The following is a 16,974-nucleotide window of genomic DNA, read 5'->3' on the forward strand; positions in this document are numbered from 1 at the left end:
TTTAGAAGGAGTTGGTGTAGTAATGTATATGTCTCATCTGGAATGCCCTAAATGTAGCGCTAAACATGATCCCCATAAAATTACTCAGTTGTGCCCTGAATGCGGCGCACCGCTATTAGTTAGATATGATTTAAACAAGGTAAAAGCGAATTTGAAAAAAGAAGACTTAGTCAGCCGTAAGCCGGATTTATGGCGGTATCGTGAATTGCTGCCGCTTGTTGACGATAAGTATAAAGTGACTCTCGGTGAGGGAATGACCCCGCTGCTTGCGCTTGATAAGCTGGGCAACAAGCTGGGCGTTGAACTCTATTTGAAAGATGAGGGTATTATCCCCAGCGGCACCTTCAAATCACGCGGTGCAGCAGTAGGTGTTTCAAGGGCCAAAGAATTGGGAGTAAAATCTCTGGCGATGCCGACAAATGGCAATGCCGGCGCTTCCTGGGCAATCTATTCGGCAAAGGCGGATATTGATGCGTATATCGTTATGCCGGTGGATGCCCCTGCGATTACCCGCAATGAATGTGCAATTGCCGGTGCCAAGTTATATTTAGTAAACGGATTAATCAGTGATGCCGGTAAAATTGTCGGCCGGGCTGTGGCGAAATTAGGCTGTATGGATGCTTCCACCCTGAAAGAACCGTATCGTATTGAGGGCAAAAAGACCATGGGCCTGGAGATTGCCGAGCAGCTAAACTGGGAAGTGCCTGACGTTATCTTGTACCCAACCGGTGGCGGTGTTGGTCTGATTGGCATCTATAAAGCCTTCCGCGAATTGCAGCAGCTTGGCTGGATTGGCGACAAAATGCCCCGGATGGTGGCTGTTCAGGCAGAGGGTTGTGCGCCTATCGTTAAAGCCTGGGAAGAGAAAAAGACGGCATCCGAATTCTGGAACAACGCGTCAACCGTTGCTTTCGGTATTACAGTACCCAAAGCCCTGGGGGATTTTCTGGTTCTTGACGCCATCTATCAGACCAACGGCTGTGCTGTTGCGGTTACTGATGAAGCCATACTCAAAGATCAGGCCGAATTGGCAGCGGCGGAAGGGGCGTTTGTTTGCCCGGAAGGTGCGGCAAACTATACCGCCGCAAAAAAGCTGCGTGAGAGCGGCTGGATTAAACCTGGTGAGAAGGTGGTTCTGCTCAATACCGGTGCCGGTTTGAAGTATCCTGATACCGTTCAGGTGGCTGTGCCTGTGCTTGAGCCGGAGCAAGACATTCCAGTATGAACAGATGAGCTTCTTTTTGAGAAGAACAAATAATTACAAAGATAACATTTTATCTATTGACACAGCTGGAACAATATGTTAGTATTGGTTCCACAGATATGGCACTCCTCGTTTCTGGAGCCATTATAAGTTTGGCGCTGATCAGATAGCAAACTGAAGGCCAAAGTTCATAACATGAACTTTGGCCTTTTATATTTCAGCAAAGAGGCGGGTAACCGAATGCCTGATAGCATTAGGCTGGCAAATCCGGTATGGGGTTGACAATAGTATAAGGAAACACATGGATAAGTTGACCGGTTAATAAGCTGGAGACGCACATACGCGTTTTCAGCTTTTTATTTATGCTATTGCTATAGCAAATAGCAGGTAAAGTTCATTTTAAGGAGGTGTGGTTTAGATGATTGAATATGTAGTCAGTAATTTCCGCAGAGCGTATCGGGCTAAATGGGAGGCGAAGCCCAAGCCAGGCCGGTTTTCCAGAATACCGCTTGCGCCAGTAGTAAATATATTGGAAAAAACCATTGGTATTATCCTGGTGGTGCTTATCTGGGAACTTACCCCTCGCCTGGAACTTATTGATCCATTTCTTCTGCCGCCCTTTAGTGAGGTAATCCATAGTTTGTTTAATTTAGTTATGACCGGAGAAATCTTTAAACATTTTTCCATTAGTATTACCCGCTCGGCTGCCGGTTTTTTTATTGGCATCGGGATAGCCATTCCCCTGGGAATTTTCATGGGATGGTATACCAAGCTGGAGGAAGTGGTAGATCCTTTGGTGCAGGCTTGCCGTAATTCTTCTGTATTGGCTCTATATCCGGTCTTTTTATTGCTCTTTGGCATTGGGGAGGTTTCTAAAATGGCCATTATTATCTGGGGAACCATTTGGCCGTCTCTGCTTAATACTATTTCCGGCGTAAAAAATACCGATCCGCTTTTGATCAAGGCAGCCCGTTCTATGGGCGTATCTAAGCTGACGCTGCTATATAAGGTAATTGCACCGGCAGCGCTGCCCTCAATATTAACCGGTGTCAGACTGAGTGCGGCCAGTTCGATTTTAGTATTGGTGGCCGCCGAAATGATTGGCGCTAATGCAGGCCTGGGATTCATGATTTTTTACTTTGAAGAACGGTATGCGGTACCCGAGATGTATGCGGGTATCATTACCATGTCGCTTTTCGGTGTTACCGTCAATTATTTGCTGGTCGCCTTAGAGAAACGCCTGACAGGCTGGAAAGAAAAAGTGGCTAATGAATGAGGCTGGCTGCAACCTGTCAGCGCTTTTGGCAGACAGGTGGTGTGTTGGCGAAAGCGCAAGTTAAGCCAGCGGTTGCAGAGAAAAAAGGAGGTGAAATCGTGGTAAATGCATACCGGGAAAAAGGGTGGAAAATCCTGAAAAGGGTAATTGCTATTGGCTTTATTGTTGCGATATGGCAGGTATTGCCATCAACAGGAGTGATTGATCCCCGCAGCTTACCCGCCTTTAGTGCTGTTATTCAAGGACTGCTGGAACTTATCTTGTCAGGTGAATTGCTTACCCATGCGCTGGCAAGTTTTCAACGTTCGCTTATGGGATTTTTTGTGGCAGTTAGCCTGGCCATTCCGCTGGGGATTTTTATGGGATGGTTTAAACGGGTAGAAAAAATTGTCGACCCGTTGATGCAAATCTGCCGGAATACGGCGACACTGGCGTTGTATCCAGTATTTATCCTGGTTTTTGGATTAGGCGAAGTATCTAAAATCGGCATTATATTTTGGGGCTCTATCTGGCCGATTTTGATTAATACCATCGAGGGAGTTAAAACCGTTGACCCTTTGCTGGTAAAGGCGGCACGCTCCATGGCTATGTCCCGGCTGGGTTTGTTTATTCATGTTATATTACCGGCAGCCGTACCGTCCATTCTTACCGGACTCAGAATTAGCGCCACCCGCTCGCTCATTATATTAGTGGCGGCAGAAATGCTGGGTGCCAGCGCCGGACTGGGTTTTTTAATCTTTGATGCCCAGCACAAATATCAGCCGGAAAAAATGTATGCCGGCATTTTGGTACTAATGATGCTGGGGATGTCGGTCAACTATCTGATTGTAACCCTGGAAAGCTATCTTACCCGCTGGAAAGGCACGGCGGAAACTGCCTAATGGCGGAGAAATGCCGGCCTTGGACAGCAAACCAATCAAACGAAGGAGCGAATACCTATGAAAATAGAGGAAGTAATTGATCAAACCCTAATTCCTGCTATTACCGGAGCCACGGTGGTGGGAATCGATATTGGCTCAAGGACAGGTAAAGCGGTATTATTCACCGGCGGTGAATTATTTACTGCCCAAACCCCCACCGGCATCGACATGCAGGAAACCTCGGATGAACTATTGGCAGAATTGCTGGAGGTATCCGGCCTGAAACGGGCGGATATCAGCTATATCGTCGGTACCGGCTATGGCCGGGTAGCTATGCATTTCCCGGAAATACCCCACCAGATTGTGACCGAAATTTCCTGCCATGCCATGGGAGCGCATTACCTTAATGCCGGGATTAAAACCATTATTGATATTGGCGGCCAGGACTCCAAGGGCATTAAAGTCGATCCAGAAACAGGCCGGGTGGTAGAATTCGTCATGAACGACAAATGTGCCGCCGGTACCGGCCGCTTCCTGGAAAAAGTAGCTCAGCTCTTAGACCTGGATTTAAGTGAGCTGGGAAAGGTTGCACTTGAAGCCACTAAGCCGTCAGAAATCAGCAGCCAGTGCGTGGTGTTTGCCGAATCGGAAGTAATCTCGCTCAGAGCCAAAGGCGCTACGCAGGAAGACATTGCCGCCGGTATTCACCTGGCTACCGCCCGGCGGGTGCGCAACCTGTTAAGCCGTATCGGACTTGAACCGGGGCTGGCTTTCTCCGGTGGTGTTTCTAACAATGTCGGCATGAAAAAAGCCATTGAAGATCTGCTGGAACATCCTATCAGCGAATTTAAACTGGACGCCATATATGCCGGTGCCCTGGGGGCCGCTGTACATGCGCAGCATTATCTGGCGGCAGGAGGGCGCGACAGCCAGGAAAGCGGCAGTGGTTTTTCGCTGGAGCTGACTGAACTGGAAAACCGGATAGCCAAGCAGCAGGAGACCATTATTACCGGTGCCGACGGGAAAAAGAAAGTGGGTTATCTGTGCACTTATACACCGCTGGAACTCATTAATGCGGCTGGTGTGAATCAAGTAAGACTGTTTAAGATGGGCAACACCGAAGTGGTTGCCAGTGGCGAGCAAATCACCCAAAGCGTATTCTGCGATTTCACCAAGAGCATTCTGGGAGCATTCAAAGAAGGGGATCCTTTATATAAATCCCTGGATAAAGTGTATACCTTCTATACCTGCGACTGCATAAAGAAGGTAGGCGAAGCCATCGGGGACTTCTTTACACCGGCCGATATCTACATCCTGCCCCGCCTGCGGCATAAAGAGTCCTCGCGGGGATATTACCGGACTGAGATTTTAAATTTCAAGGAAGACCTGGAAAAACTGTCCGGCCATACCATAACCGAGGAAGAAGTGCGGGAACAAATTAAAATCTATAACCAAGTACGGGCGGTATTAAAGCAAATTTCGGATTTGCGCAAACGGGATAACCCGCCGCTCAAAGGCAAGGATTTCCTGGATCTGATTAAAGCCTATTACTACTTACCGCCTGAAGAACTGCTGATTTTGTACCAGGAGCTGTATGACACCCTGTCTGCCGTGCCTGACCAAGGGGCGAAACCCATCAGGCTGATGATGGCGGGGGGGATTGTAGCCGACGGCGACCGGCGCCTCCTGGAACTCATCGAAGATACTGTAGGGGCCAGGGTAGTCATCGAAGACCATTGCACCGGCTCCCGCAATGTAAGTTTCCAGATTAGCGAGGCAGGGGACCCCTATCAGGCCTTAGCCGAAGGGTATCTGGACCAATCACCTTGCACCCGGATGAAACCGCTGCAGGAAAGGGTTATCATTTCCGGTGATTTGGCACAGGAGTATAAGGCAGACGGGATTCTGTATGTGTATCTCAAATTCTGCCCGTGCTATGGTCAGATCAAGCATGAGTTTTTCCGGCATTATCAAAAACTCGGCATACCGGTTTTGGAAGTGCCGATAGACTATTCGGCCAGTGATCAGGGACAGCTCAAAACCAGACTGGAAGCCTTTATCGAGGTGTTGGGCGAAAGAGGAGGCGTTACCACCGGGGCAGGACGGAAAAATTTCCAGTCGGCGTAAGGATAATGCCGGAAATAGAAGGAGTGAACAAAAATGACAAAAATAGTGGATGTTATTGATAAAAAACTGGTTTCTACTTTTACCAATGATGTAGTTATTGGTATGGACATTGGTTCCCGTACCGGCAAAGCCGTCTTGCTTGCTGAAGGCAAGCTGTACACCGCCATTACACCAACTGCTGTATTTACCCAGCAAACTGCCGACAAACTGTTTGCTGTCCTACTGAAACAGACCGGCTTGAAACATTCGGATATTCAGTATATTGTCGGTACGGGGTATGGCCGGATATCGCTTAATTTTGGTGATATTCCCAACAAAATTGTGACAGAAATCTCTTGCCATGCCATGGGGGCTCATGTGCTCAATGCCAATGTAAGGTCTATTGTCGACATTGGCGGACAAGACTCAAAGGCGATTCGGGTAGACCCCAAAAACGGCAAAGTAGTGGAGTTCATTATGAATGACAAATGTGCCGCCGGTACCGGACGGTTTTTGGAAAAAGTAGCCCAGTTGCTGGATCTGACAACAGAAGAATTGGGGCATGAAGCGCTCAAAGCCACCAAACCGTCAGATATCAGCAGCCAGTGTGTAGTATTTGCCGAATCGGAAGTTATCTCGCTGAAAGCCAAAGGCGAAAAGCGGGCCGATATTGCCGCCGGTATTCATATTGCCACCGCCCGACGCATTCGCAACCTATTTAACCGGATTGGGCTGGAGCCGGATTTAGTATTTACCGGCGGGGTATCCAATAATGCCGGCATGAAAAAGGCGGTAGAGGAAGTATTAGGCCATGCCATTAGTGAAGTCAGGTTAGATACCATTTATGCCGGGGCGCTGGGCGGAGCCGTTATTGCGCAAAAAAATCTGGCACTGGCAAGTGCTGAAAAAGAAGAATTATCAGCTTCGGCCAGTTAACAACAGCAGGCAAGCAAACACATATGGGGGCGTTGAAATGAATACTCAGTTAAAAAGCAATCGGCAAACAAGGATGATTATTACTATCGTACTTTTGGCACTGTCACTATCTGTGTTTGGCTGCTCGAACAAGCAGGAGACGCAACCGACCGCCGGCTCAGGTAAGCAGCCTGATATCATAAGAGTTCCCAGCCCCGGCGATATAACCCGGCCGGATATCTATATGATTGCGGAAGAACTAGGCTATTTTGCCGAAGAAGGCATTCAGCTTGAATACGTGGGGAAGGTACCGTCGCCACAGTTAGTTGCATCAGTAGTCGCCGGCAAGATTGATGTCGGTGCCGCGCATATTAACAGAACGATTGCCGGTATTTCGGCAGGTGCCAAGATCAAAGCCGTGGTAGCCGGCACCGAGACTACCCGGGAAATACCGCATATGGTGTATGTGACTTTAGACAATAGTCCGGTGAAAAGTGCTCAGGATATGGTAGGCAAAAAAGTCGGTATTCCCACCATTGGCGGCTGCAACGAGTACACCCCCTATGCCTATCTGAAACAAAACGGCATAGACTCACCGAAAGGCAAGATTGAAGTCATTGTTATGCCGGAAGCAAATCTTGAGCAAGCCTTGCGGCAAGGTAACATTGATGTAGCCGGTTTTCACAAAAACCCCGGTTTTTTATTAGCACGCGGCGGTCTCAAAGTACTGTTTACCGACTATGATGTTTTTGGCACAGTTGGCGGTAACACGCCTTTCTATTTCTCGGAAAAATTCATCAAAGAAAAACCTGATGTGGTCAGGCGTTTTGTCAAGGCGGTGGCTAAGGCCAATGACTGGGCTGACACCAATCAACAACAGGCTATTGATATTACGGTAAAAAGAGCCAAGGTTGATCCCAAATTACTGCGCACCGGTTATTTTGCTCCTAAAGGTCTCATTCAACCGGAAACGGCCGGTATCTGGATTGATTTATTGAAAGAATTCGGTGAAATAAAAAATGATGTGAAACCGGAGCAGATTTTTACCAACGAATTTAATCCATACGCCCAGAAATAGTTTTAACAACAGATGCTTGGGAAAGCGAGGAATACATCATGGATATTGAGGACATTCAAAGTCCAAGAGATTATCTCATCTACAGTAAAGAGGAAGTTCATCACTATTCACCGGCTATCGGCAAGCTGTTAGACTTGTCCACCTCTTATGTTTATGATGCCGAGAAGGCCTATGCGGAGGGAAAAATTAACGCCGTTTGGTCCCGGGCGAGCGGCTGGGAGATTCCGCTGGCCTATGCTTCCGATATTATTCCCGTGGCTTATAGTGAGATGGGCCGGTTAAGTGACCTGGAATCAGTCACAATTGCTGAAGACTACTATCAGTTTCCACAAGAAACCTGCTCAATGGTAAAGTGCACGGTTGGTCAGTGGCACAAACGCCGTGGCACTGGTATCAAAAGGATTATTGGCGCCAGTGTGGCCTGCGAACCTTATAATCTGGCCTGGGAACTAATGAGAAAGGAGGACTATGATGTTCATGCCATTGATGTGGTTTACCGGGCCCCTGGCGTAAAAGGGGAGCGGCTGGAACAGTTAGTACAGTTCCTGATTGAACAAATTTACGAAACAGCCCAGTGGCTGACAGGCAGTAAAGAGATCAATGAAGACAAATTAAAAATTGAGATTCTGCGCAAGAACCGCTTGATTGCCAAAGTCCGGAAAGTGCTGGAACTCAGGCTAAAACACCCTTATTATATGCGCAGCCTTCCTTCCATCTATCTGCTCACAGGCTTAAATACCTATTTTGGCAAACCGGCCGAATACGAGGCCGTGCTGGATGACTTGATCAGGGAACTGGAGACAGCGCCTGTTAATCAGCGCGACCTGGATAAAGTCATTCCCCTGGTTTGGGTCGGCAGTGCCGGACAGGAATTTGGCATTTATGAAGCCATTGATCAGGCCGGCGGTGCATTGCTCGGTTTCCGGGGCTATCCTTTTAACAATTATGATGAAACATTGCCGCCGGTAGAGGCATTAGCCCGCCATGTGCTGGGAAATCAGGAAGCCGGAGCTTCCATTTATGTACAAAAAGTTATTGAACAGGAACTGAAAAAAGTGAAAGCCAGAGGGCTGGTTCTCTACGGTTATCTTGGCTGCTCTTATGGCAGTGTTGCCAGGGAAATGTGGCGGGACTATTTTCATAAAAAGGGCTTCCCTAGTATCAACATTGAAGGCACCTTCCAGGTAGGGCCACCTACAGGGCAAATTCTGACAAGAATCAGAGCCTTCGTCGAAATGCTGGCCTAGACGGGAAGATTATAAAATACCTTGATCAAGGAGGATGGTTGTGGAGATAGAAGACATTCAAAGCCAGCGTGAGTATGTTGATTATTGTAAAAAGGTGCATAGCTATTCGCCGGCTGTCAACAAGCTATTGGATCTGTCTGAGGCATATGTGCCTGATGCGGAAAAGGCGTACCGGGAGGGACGGAAGAAAGCCGTTTGGAGCAACGCCTATGGCTGGGAAGTACCGGTGATTTATGCCTGCGATACCATCCCGGTAGCCTTTAGTGAGATGGGGCGGTTGAGCGATAAAGAGGTTATGCTGATTGCTGAAGACTATTACCAGTTTCCGGCAGAAACCTGCTCTATGGTGAAATGTACGGTAGGGCAGTGGCATCTGCGGCGCAACACCAGTACCATCAACCGCATTCTCGGCAATAGCTCGGCCTGCGAACCCTACAATCTGGCCTGGGAGATCATGAAACGGGAAGGCTATGATGTGTATAACAATGACGTGGTCTACCGCGGACCTACGGTGGCAGGCAAACGTCTGGAGGATTTGGTGCAGTTTTTCATTGAGCAGATCTATGATGTGGCCGAATGGCTTACCGGCAGCCGGAAAATTGACGAAGATAAGCTCAGATTTGAAATTCAGCGCAAAAATCGCCTGCTGAATAAGCTAAGGACGGTTTTGGAATTACGGCGGCAGCATCCATTTTATGTACGCAGTCTGGCAACCATCCTGATGCTTAACATCGGCCTGAACAACTATTTTGGCAAACCGGAAGAATATGAGGCGGCCATTGATTTATTAATCGCAGAACTGCAAAATAAGCCGGTTAATCAAGACGATCTAAAGAAGGTTATCCCACTGGTCTGGGCCGGCGGAACCGGTCAGGAATTTGGCATCTATGAGGCTATCGACCAGGCAGGCGGTGCGCTCTTAGGCTTGCGCAGCGTTCCTTTCAAGCTGTACCGGGAAGATGTTGCGCCGGTAGAGTCGCTGGCCAGATGGGTATATGACAATGCCGGCGCCGGTGCCGGCGTGTATGCGCGTAATGTACTGGAACATGAAGTTGACAAACTAAATGCCCGGGGAATAATCCTGTACGGCTATATCGGTTGTTCGTTCGCCAGTGTTGACAGGGAAATGTGGCGCAAATATTTTCATGAAAAAGGCATACCAAGCATTAACCTGGAGGGGTCCTTCCAGACCGGATCACCCAGCGGCCAGGTATTGACCAGAGTAAAAGCCTTCGTGGAAATGCTTGCTTAATAGCACCAGCAGGGCAGAAGAAGGATGTGATGCAGTTTGCAACAAAAACACAGGAATCGTTTGCGGCTTGCTGCGATGGTATTGGTTATTTTCATGCTGGCATTGACCGGATGTGCCAAAAAGCAGGCAAATACCAATACGGAAAGCGGCGGAAAACAAGTTGATGTTATTCGGGTGGCCACTCCTAATGCGCCGACAAGCCCGTCAATTTATTATGTGGGGGATGAACTTGGCTTTTTTGCCGAGCAAGGGATAAAACTTGAATACGCCGGTGTTGTGCCTTCCCCGCAATTGGTGGCCGCCGTTGTGGCGGGAAAACTGGATGTGGGCGGTGCTCATGTCAACAGAACCATTGCCGGGATTTCCGCCGGGGCAAAAATTAAGGCGGTTGCGGCAAATACCGAGACCAGCCAAGCCATCCCGCATATGGTTGGTGTAGTTACTAAAAACAGCCCGATAAAGAGCGCGCAGGACATGGTCGGTAAAAAAATTGGCATACCCACTATCGGGGGCTGCAATGAATACACTCCCTATGCCTATATGAAAAAACAAGGAATTGCTGATCCTAAAAGCAAGGTGGAGGTCATTGTTATGCCTGAAGCGCAGCTGGATCAGGCTTTGCGCCAAGGAAACATTGATTTGGCCATGATGCACAAAACCGCCGATTTCATCCAGGAGCGAGGCGAGTTTACCGTTCTATTCAGCGATTTTGATGTATGGGAAGCCATTGGCGGCGCGACACCGGCATATTTTTCCGAGAACTTTATTAAAGAAAAACCCGATGTGGTTAAACGCTTTGTTGCCGCAGTGGCAAAAACCAACAACTGGGCCAATGCCAATCCGGACAAAGCTATTGAAATTACCGCTAAAAGAGCCAAGGTTGATCCTAAGACAATTAAACCTGGTTATTATGCTAAAGATGCTGTGATTTTGGAAGAAACAGTTACTGTCTGGATTGATTTGCTTACCGACTTCAATGAGATCAAGGCCGGTATTAAGCCGGAACAAATTTATACTAATGAATTTAATCAACAGGTAAAAAAATAGGGTATTTTTAACTTATCCAAAGCGCTGGTCGACATACTGGAAACAGGCAGCTGTACGGGATACCTGGAAAGTAACAGGCAATTATAAATGATGTTGACTGGTTGATTACTATTGACTAAATGCTGGCGTAGCCCCTGGCAGGGAACGCCGGCATTTTATTTTTTTTACCCTAATTAGGAAGCATAATTTTACATAAAATAAACGCAGATAACTTTGTTCCTTCGGTATGGTAATAGTCATAATAATATTGTATTATGTGTAAGGAGATAGCCTATTAAAAAGTGCAGTATGACTAAGTGACTGAGGTGAGTTAGTTGCCTATACTGGATACATATACAATTTATTTCTTGATATTTATGGGAAATCTCGTTATGTGTTTGATGCTGCTTATATTCGCCAAGACTACCGGTTTTGAAGTCTTAATGCGGTATTATACCTACGCAAAGCTGCTGCAAACTTCAGGTGCGGGCGTATTACTTTTTAGAGGGATAGTGCCGGTTGACTTCTCTGTTATTGTGGGCAATGGGCTTGTTTTTCTCGGTATTGCCTTAGAAGTCTGTTGTATTGTTCATATCGACAGAGTGCCGCTGAAAAGTGTGGTGAAACGCTGGCTGCAAGTGGCAGCCGGATTGGCTGTGGGATTTGCGCTGCTTTATCTAGCAGGAGCTAACATCGGCATCAGAGCTTTTATTAGTGCTATGTCCATAGCCGTGTATTCGTTAGTGGCGGCTGCCGGACTTTTTTTTCGCAGCAATAGTACTAACTTACGCAGAGTAGTGGCATTGTTTTTTTTGATTTTAGCCGCCTGTCAGGTTGTACGGGCTTTGTATGCATTCTCGCTGGGACCCAATCATGCGCCATTTTCCCTTTCTTTATCACAAATGTTTGCGTTCATCAGTATATACTTACATATGTTGATAAGCACAATGTCATTTTTGCTAATGAGCCGTGAAGTTATTGACATAAGATTGCAGGAAGCGGCTACCAAAGATTTTCTAACAGGCATTTATAACCGGGCGCAGTTCATGCAAATGTCGGAAAAATTGCTATCATTAATGATCCGTCAGCAAAGGCCGGTCACAGTATTTATGATCGACTGTGATAATTTCAAGGCTATCAATGATACGTACGGACATGCTGTTGGTGATAGCGTATTGGTTAATTTTAGCCAAGATACGCAGGCCATCCTGCGTAAGGAGGATTTATTCGGCAGATACGGCGGTGAAGAATTTATTATCTTTTCTCCCAACACCACGGACAGCGATGCACTTATCATGGGGAAAAAGATCCAATCAGCAATACTGCTAAGTGCTGCCGGTGACTTAACTATTCCTAAGTATACTATCAGTATCGGGACGGCCACTATGATTCCGGAGGCACTTGCCGATATGGAAAAGTTAATTAAACGGGCTGACCAGGCCCTGTTACAAGCCAAAAGAAACGGACGCAACCAAATTGTTCAATTTTAATGAACCATAATAATGGGACGAGGGGACAGGTCCCTTGTCCCACTAATTCTGCCTAATACAGGGGATATCATTAGTTTTGCCTGTGAGAAACTGGCCGAGTAACTGACCGGTTTTTGTGGCCTCTTCCCACACCGGCTGTGTTTCAACGGCAACACAGTGGTCTTTGGAGGCCTTAATTTCCCGGGAAAATATGTGGGGTATGCCACTGTTCTTACAGTCATCGCCATAGCCACAGGTAAGACAGGGCACATTGCCTTCAATCTCAAATTCAGCTACATGATGCATTCTTTCCATCTGCAGTTCTGTCGCCATGGCGTTAAGGGCTGCAGTTCTAATTTCTTTAAAAAGACCTGAAACAATAGTGACAGCATATTTTTTTTCGTTTAGGCTATGTATGTGTCTCATTGACCAGAGCCTTTCCAGAAAAGCTTTGGTAAAGGCATCAAGCAGTCTGTAAGGCGTATAGCCGCCAATTACCACAGCTTGTGCTTCCCGCAGTTTTTGGGCTATAGCAGGAAAATCATCATTAACTTTACAAAGGTTGTCTTCAACGCATGCCTTACAGGCTAAACAGGGCCGGACATGTACATTGCTTAGTTTTATAAATTCGAAATCCAGATTAGTTGAACGCAGCACCTGCAGGATTAAACGGTCGGTATTGCTGTTGGGGACAGGACTTCCGGATATGCCTAGTATTTTCATATGAGTATTCTCCTCTGCAATGAATAGTAATTTAGATATTTTAACATGAAGGCGATAGGGCGTAAATATTTGAATAATTGTAAAACAGTTTACAGACTTTTACGCTTGTCTAAGGTAAAATGATAGGTACAGTAAAAAATCAGCAGAAACAGGCAACTGTTTTCAGGCGTTACCTGAGATAGGTGCCAAGCAGTTTTTTGAGATTATCAAGATCGACTGGCACAATCTCAATAGGCACTTCGGTGTATTCGAAGAATTCCAATATGGCTTCGTCTTCTACGGGAATAAGACCGGTATCAAGCAGAACAATACGTTCGTAGAAACCAAAGTTCTGACGTGCATCAATCTTATCCCATTTGAGTTGTTCGATAAATATTTTGCGCCAGTTTTCCAGCCAGCCGCTTGTTATATAGAACGTTCGGGCTTCAGCATCAAGCTCTTTTAATTTATCGCCCAGCAGGATTTCAATACAGTTTTTCCCTGCCAGAACATTCACACCATAGTTAGCGGCGATGCTCTCCATTTCCGGATGGCACATGCTGCCGAAGCCCAGTAGCACATCATTGCTATTGCCGATACCATCTAAGGCAGTTTTTATAGCATTCTCCATTTTTTTTAAGTCTGCGTGCAAGCCTGCTTCGAGATACTGAATTTCAACATCTTGCTTTGTTTTTAGCAGTTGCTCGATTTCAGCACGCAATATTTCACAGCACAATAGTTTCGTCATTGGCGGTAGTCCCCCTTATTTTCATTATTTGGGATCGTTGGATACGGACGATTGACCGTAGTGGCATAAGGTCTCTTGACGACTTTAATTATATACTTATAACCCGGTGAAAAGATGTAAACCATTTAACAAAATGGGAAGATTATGACAAATAAATTGATGCTGAGGGTTGGAAAACGAATATGAATACCAAACCATGTTTATGTTTACGTGACATTGAACTGTTTTCCGGTTTAAGTTTAGAATTTTTTAAGCATATCTGTTTTGCCACCAATAAGCAGCAGATTAAGAAAGGTCAAGTTCTGTTTCAGCAAGGAGATGAGGCAGATCATATTTATGTTATCAAAGAAGGCCGGTTTAAATTAACGCGTATAACAGAAGACGGAAATGAATCAATCCTGCATATTATGGGTACAGGCGAGCTGTTGGGAGAAACAGCATTATTTAGACCCGGTGCCGTTCAATTGGCAACAGCAATTGCATTGGAAGAAGCTAAAGTTTGCAGTATTGATCGTTGGACTTTTGAGAAGATCATAAAAAACCAACCCGATTTAGCTTGGGAAATGATAAAAAATCTGGGTAACCGGCTATATACTATTTGGGAGCAAGTATCTGAAACCAATAGACAGTCAACCCTGGAAAAAATATTGAGTTTAATGCTGCGCTTGGCGCGGGAGCATGGTGAGGCCTGCGCTAACGGAATCCGGATTACAATTCCATTAACCCAGCAGGAAATTGCGGCACTGGTTGGTTCATCGAGAGTCATGGTTTCGCAATCTATCAAAGAATTGACAGAAAAAAATTATCTTTATCGGGAAAAAAGATATTATATTCTAAAAAATAAATGTTTTTAGCTCTGAGAATTGTTAAATACTTGACAGCTTATCCTCATATCACCGGGTATGATAGTGATATAGCCCAATAACGACAAAATGAGGAGTGGTAATCATGAATCAAGAGCTAAAAACCAGTAATAATCTTGTTACACTTACCAAGGAAATGAAGGAGGCTATTTTGGCATCTCCTTTCATTGCCCTAACATCTGTCTCTAAAGCCGGCGTCCCCCATTTGATTGTAGTTGGTCAAGCTAAGAATATAGTTAATGACAGCCAGTTAGTTTTTGGTGTATACAAAATGGAAACAACTCGCCAGAACTTGGCTGAAACCGGCTGCTTGCAAGCTGCAGTGGTTTCAGGAAAGGTAGGTTACCGTTTTACTGGCAAGGCAGTGGTTCAGAACGACGAAGTTATACTTTCCATTGAGCAAGTTGCTGCTTTGTTATAAGCGTCTAATAATGAATTTGATATTGACATAAGATAAGGACAGTCAGAATACCTCTGACTGTCCTTATCTTATGTTTACTCCGGCGGCGGACACTGCCAATCAATTCTTGGGACAGGGCTTCTTGTCCCCAAAGAAAAAGCTGCTATATCAATATGCCCAGAGCTTATACTGCAAATAGGACAAAATATGTCTTATTTGCAGTATAATAGTGGCGGTGATAAAAAAATGAAAATGAACAGGCTGTTTGAAATAACCATCATATTGCTTAATAAGGGATCGGTTACGGCTAAGGAACTGGCCGGCCGTTTTGGCGTTTCCACCAGGACAATTTACCGGGATATTGAGGTGCTTTCCGCTACCGGCGTGCCGGTGTACACAAACAAGGGCAATGGCGGAGGCATACACCTCCTGGAAGACTATGCAATAAACCGGACGCTGATTTCCGCGCAGGAAAGCGAGAATTTGCTGCTGGCCATTAAAACGCTGCAGGCCACGCAATATCCGGAATTGGATATGGTATTGGAAAAAATGGGAGCCATATTCAAACATGCGGCAGATCATGACTGGGTGGAAGTCGACTTTTCACCGTGGGGCAGTGCACCTAATGACAAGAACAAATTTAACGATATAAAACAGGCTATGCTGCAGCGGCAGGTCCTGTGTTTTGATTACGTTAACGGTGAAGGGCACAAAAGCCGCCGCTTAGCAGAACCGGCAAAACTGCTTTTTAAAGACAATGCCTGGTATTTAGTAGCTTACTGCCGGCAGCGCCAGGCGCAAAGAACCTTCCGGCTTTCACGCATGAAGAATATAAAAACCCTGCTAGAAACATTTATGCCCCAAGTATTGCCACAGCCGCAACAGGCAGAAAGCAAGACTGGTAAACAGTCGCAGGTTTCATTGAGGCTGCGTTTTCAGGCCAAGGTCTTAAACCGGCTTTATGATTATTTTGACGACTCACTTATTACTCATAATGCCGACGGCAGTTTTACCTTAGAAGCGGTACTGCCGGAGGGTGAATGGCTGTATGACTATATTCTCTCACTCGGCAGTTTTGTTGAGGTGCAGGAGCCGGAACATGTCCGCCAAATTATAGCAAACCGCTTAAAGCAAGCTGTAAAAATTTACGAAATATAAGTTCAAATATGACATACTGTTGTCTTATTGCCTCGTGTACAATAAAGAAAAATAACGAGGTGATGTGCTGAATGAATATCGAGTGGGACAAGGGACCTGTCCCCTTGTCCCACTCAGTGATGAGACTGTTCTTACCGCGCAGGTAGCCGGTAATTTTGTGGGCAGTCCGGTTTCACTTGACTTTCATTTCGCCATCCAGGCCGGTAAATTAGCCGGTTGGCCATTGATTTTACCGGCAATCAAGCCTAGTAGGATGATAACCCTAATCCTGTGGACACTGACGGGATATTTTCTACAGTTTTAAGGTTGGCACGCTACTAGTGTTAAGGTGCGGTATTGATGTTATATAAAGGAGTGAAGAAATGATTACAAACAATCTACTTCTTAAGTTAGAGGACAGAAGCAGTGCCAATATTGAACAGGTGCGGTCTGCACTTTTAAGTATGCGCGGGAAAATTGAGTTTCTGCGCGATCTCAAGGTGGAAGTGAACATCCGGCAGGGGGCGGCGGCCTATGATATCATAATGATTGCCCAATATGACTCGATGGCCGGTTTTGAGGCGTATCTGGTGCATCCGGTTCATGTCGAAGTAAGCCAATATATCGCCAGTGTACTGGCTGCAAGCGCATCGGTCTGTTATGAATCCTGAGCGGAAAGTATTCACACATT

17 protein-coding genes are annotated in these 16,974 nt (G+C 46.2%); 15 read left to right on the top strand and 2 right to left on the bottom strand.

The features are described 5' to 3' along the window. The first annotated feature begins 22 nt into the window (after positions 1–22). The 10 genes from SPSPH_RS04785 to SPSPH_RS04830 all read left to right on the top strand — a co-directional run bounded on the left by SPSPH_RS04785 (position 23) and on the right by SPSPH_RS04830 (position 12,454). The gene (locus SPSPH_RS04785) at positions 23–1,225 is read left to right on the top strand and encodes a threonine synthase (protein ID WP_075753736.1); all 1,203 of its coding nucleotides are present in this window, start codon (positions 23–25) and stop codon (positions 1,223–1,225) included. 397 nt (positions 1,226–1,622) lie between these two features. After that, positions 1,623–2,480 (top strand): ABC transporter permease, encoded by an 858-nt coding sequence (locus SPSPH_RS04790; protein ID WP_083945404.1) that lies wholly within the window; start codon positions 1,623–1,625, stop codon positions 2,478–2,480. Next, positions 2,477–3,361: an ABC transporter permease gene (locus SPSPH_RS04795; RefSeq protein ID WP_083945405.1), complete on the top strand. Its 885-nt coding sequence runs from the start codon at positions 2,477–2,479 to the stop codon at positions 3,359–3,361. Before SPSPH_RS04790 ends, SPSPH_RS04795 begins: the two co-directional genes overlap by 4 nt. Before the next feature lie 57 nt (positions 3,362–3,418). Further along, complete coding sequence (locus SPSPH_RS04800) at positions 3,419–5,467, top strand: 2-hydroxyacyl-CoA dehydratase (protein WP_075753738.1); 2,049 nt, start codon at positions 3,419–3,421, stop codon at positions 5,465–5,467. Between the two features lie 33 nt (positions 5,468–5,500). Then, positions 5,501–6,382, top strand: a complete 882-nt coding sequence (locus SPSPH_RS04805; protein WP_075753740.1) for an acyl-CoA dehydratase activase — start codon at positions 5,501–5,503, stop codon at positions 6,380–6,382. Between the two features lie 37 nt (positions 6,383–6,419). After that, positions 6,420–7,439, top strand: coding sequence for an ABC transporter substrate-binding protein (locus SPSPH_RS04810; protein WP_075753742.1), 1,020 nt, complete (start codon positions 6,420–6,422; stop codon positions 7,437–7,439). 38 nt (positions 7,440–7,477) lie between these two features. Further along, on the top strand, positions 7,478–8,686 hold the full coding sequence (locus tag SPSPH_RS04815; protein WP_075753744.1) for a 2-hydroxyacyl-CoA dehydratase family protein: 1,209 nt from the start codon (positions 7,478–7,480) through the stop codon (positions 8,684–8,686). A gap of 40 nt (positions 8,687–8,726) precedes the next feature. After that, complete coding sequence (locus tag SPSPH_RS04820) at positions 8,727–9,938, top strand: 2-hydroxyacyl-CoA dehydratase subunit D (RefSeq protein WP_158027046.1); 1,212 nt, start codon at positions 8,727–8,729, stop codon at positions 9,936–9,938. A 36-nt stretch (positions 9,939–9,974) separates the two neighbouring features. After that, complete coding sequence (locus tag SPSPH_RS04825; protein WP_075753748.1) at positions 9,975–10,985, top strand: ABC transporter substrate-binding protein; 1,011 nt, start codon at positions 9,975–9,977, stop codon at positions 10,983–10,985. A 371-nt stretch (positions 10,986–11,356) separates the two neighbouring features. Beyond that, complete coding sequence (locus SPSPH_RS04830; protein WP_075753750.1) at positions 11,357–12,454, top strand: GGDEF domain-containing protein; 1,098 nt, start codon at positions 11,357–11,359, stop codon at positions 12,452–12,454. Between the two features lie 42 nt (positions 12,455–12,496). Here the strand turns inward: SPSPH_RS04830 and SPSPH_RS04835 are convergent, their stop codons facing one another. Together SPSPH_RS04835 and SPSPH_RS04840 are read right to left on the bottom strand one after the other, a co-directional pair. Further along, entirely contained in the window at positions 12,497–13,156 is a 660-nt protein-coding gene (locus SPSPH_RS04835; protein WP_075753752.1) for a flavodoxin family protein, read from the bottom strand. A gap of 169 nt (positions 13,157–13,325) precedes the next feature. Then, positions 13,326–13,883: a DUF1638 domain-containing protein gene (locus SPSPH_RS04840; RefSeq protein ID WP_075753754.1), complete on the bottom strand. Its 558-nt coding sequence runs from the start codon at positions 13,881–13,883 to the stop codon at positions 13,326–13,328. Between the two features lie 182 nt (positions 13,884–14,065). Between SPSPH_RS04840 and SPSPH_RS04845 the strand changes: the two genes are divergently transcribed. The 5 genes from SPSPH_RS04845 (at position 14,066) to SPSPH_RS04865 (ending at position 16,954) form a co-directional block, all read left to right on the top strand. Then, positions 14,066–14,737: a Crp/Fnr family transcriptional regulator gene (locus SPSPH_RS04845; protein ID WP_075753756.1), complete on the top strand. Its 672-nt coding sequence runs from the start codon at positions 14,066–14,068 to the stop codon at positions 14,735–14,737. A gap of 94 nt (positions 14,738–14,831) precedes the next feature. Further along, positions 14,832–15,167 carry a pyridoxamine 5'-phosphate oxidase family protein gene (locus tag SPSPH_RS04850; protein WP_075753758.1) on the top strand — a complete coding sequence of 112 codons (336 nt, stop codon included), beginning with the start codon at positions 14,832–14,834 and terminating at the stop codon, positions 15,165–15,167. Between the two features lie 225 nt (positions 15,168–15,392). Next, entirely contained in the window at positions 15,393–16,304 is a 912-nt protein-coding gene (locus SPSPH_RS04855; protein WP_075755962.1) for a helix-turn-helix transcriptional regulator, read from the top strand. 64 nt (positions 16,305–16,368) lie between these two features. Beyond that, positions 16,369–16,608 carry a hypothetical protein gene (locus SPSPH_RS04860; RefSeq protein ID WP_075753760.1) on the top strand — a complete coding sequence of 80 codons (240 nt, stop codon included), beginning with the start codon at positions 16,369–16,371 and terminating at the stop codon, positions 16,606–16,608. A 58-nt stretch (positions 16,609–16,666) separates the two neighbouring features. Then, positions 16,667–16,954 carry a Dabb family protein gene (locus SPSPH_RS04865; protein WP_075753762.1) on the top strand — a complete coding sequence of 96 codons (288 nt, stop codon included), beginning with the start codon at positions 16,667–16,669 and terminating at the stop codon, positions 16,952–16,954. Positions 16,955–16,974 lie beyond the last annotated feature (20 nt).

This window comes from Sporomusa sphaeroides DSM 2875, from assembly GCF_001941975.2.
In the GTDB taxonomy this organism is placed as follows: domain Bacteria; phylum Bacillota; class Negativicutes; order Sporomusales; family Sporomusaceae; genus Sporomusa; species Sporomusa sphaeroides.

What these genes read in the sequence shown, in the direction of transcription:
- SPSPH_RS04785 (WP_075753736.1), top strand. Translation starts at nt 23, where the DNA reads ATGTATATGTCTCATCTGGAATGCCCTAAATGTAGCGCTAAACATGAT.
- SPSPH_RS04790 (WP_083945404.1), top strand. Translation starts at nt 1,623, where the DNA reads ATGATTGAATATGTAGTCAGTAATTTCCGCAGAGCGTATCGGGCTAAA.
- SPSPH_RS04795 (WP_083945405.1), top strand. Translation starts at nt 2,477, where the DNA reads ATGAGGCTGGCTGCAACCTGTCAGCGCTTTTGGCAGACAGGTGGTGTG.
- SPSPH_RS04800 (WP_075753738.1), top strand. Translation starts at nt 3,419, where the DNA reads ATGAAAATAGAGGAAGTAATTGATCAAACCCTAATTCCTGCTATTACC.
- SPSPH_RS04805 (WP_075753740.1), top strand. Translation starts at nt 5,501, where the DNA reads ATGACAAAAATAGTGGATGTTATTGATAAAAAACTGGTTTCTACTTTT.
- SPSPH_RS04810 (WP_075753742.1), top strand. Translation starts at nt 6,420, where the DNA reads ATGAATACTCAGTTAAAAAGCAATCGGCAAACAAGGATGATTATTACT.
- SPSPH_RS04815 (WP_075753744.1), top strand. Translation starts at nt 7,478, where the DNA reads ATGGATATTGAGGACATTCAAAGTCCAAGAGATTATCTCATCTACAGT.
- SPSPH_RS04830 (WP_075753750.1), top strand. Translation starts at nt 11,357, where the DNA reads ATGTGTTTGATGCTGCTTATATTCGCCAAGACTACCGGTTTTGAAGTC.
- SPSPH_RS04835 (WP_075753752.1), bottom strand. Translation starts at nt 13,156, where the DNA reads ATGAAAATACTAGGCATATCCGGAAGTCCTGTCCCCAACAGCAATACC.
- SPSPH_RS04840 (WP_075753754.1), bottom strand. Translation starts at nt 13,883, where the DNA reads ATGACGAAACTATTGTGCTGTGAAATATTGCGTGCTGAAATCGAGCAA.
- SPSPH_RS04845 (WP_075753756.1), top strand. Translation starts at nt 14,066, where the DNA reads ATGAATACCAAACCATGTTTATGTTTACGTGACATTGAACTGTTTTCC.
- SPSPH_RS04850 (WP_075753758.1), top strand. Translation starts at nt 14,832, where the DNA reads ATGAATCAAGAGCTAAAAACCAGTAATAATCTTGTTACACTTACCAAG.
- SPSPH_RS04855 (WP_075755962.1), top strand. Translation starts at nt 15,393, where the DNA reads ATGAAAATGAACAGGCTGTTTGAAATAACCATCATATTGCTTAATAAG.
- SPSPH_RS04865 (WP_075753762.1), top strand. Translation starts at nt 16,667, where the DNA reads ATGATTACAAACAATCTACTTCTTAAGTTAGAGGACAGAAGCAGTGCC.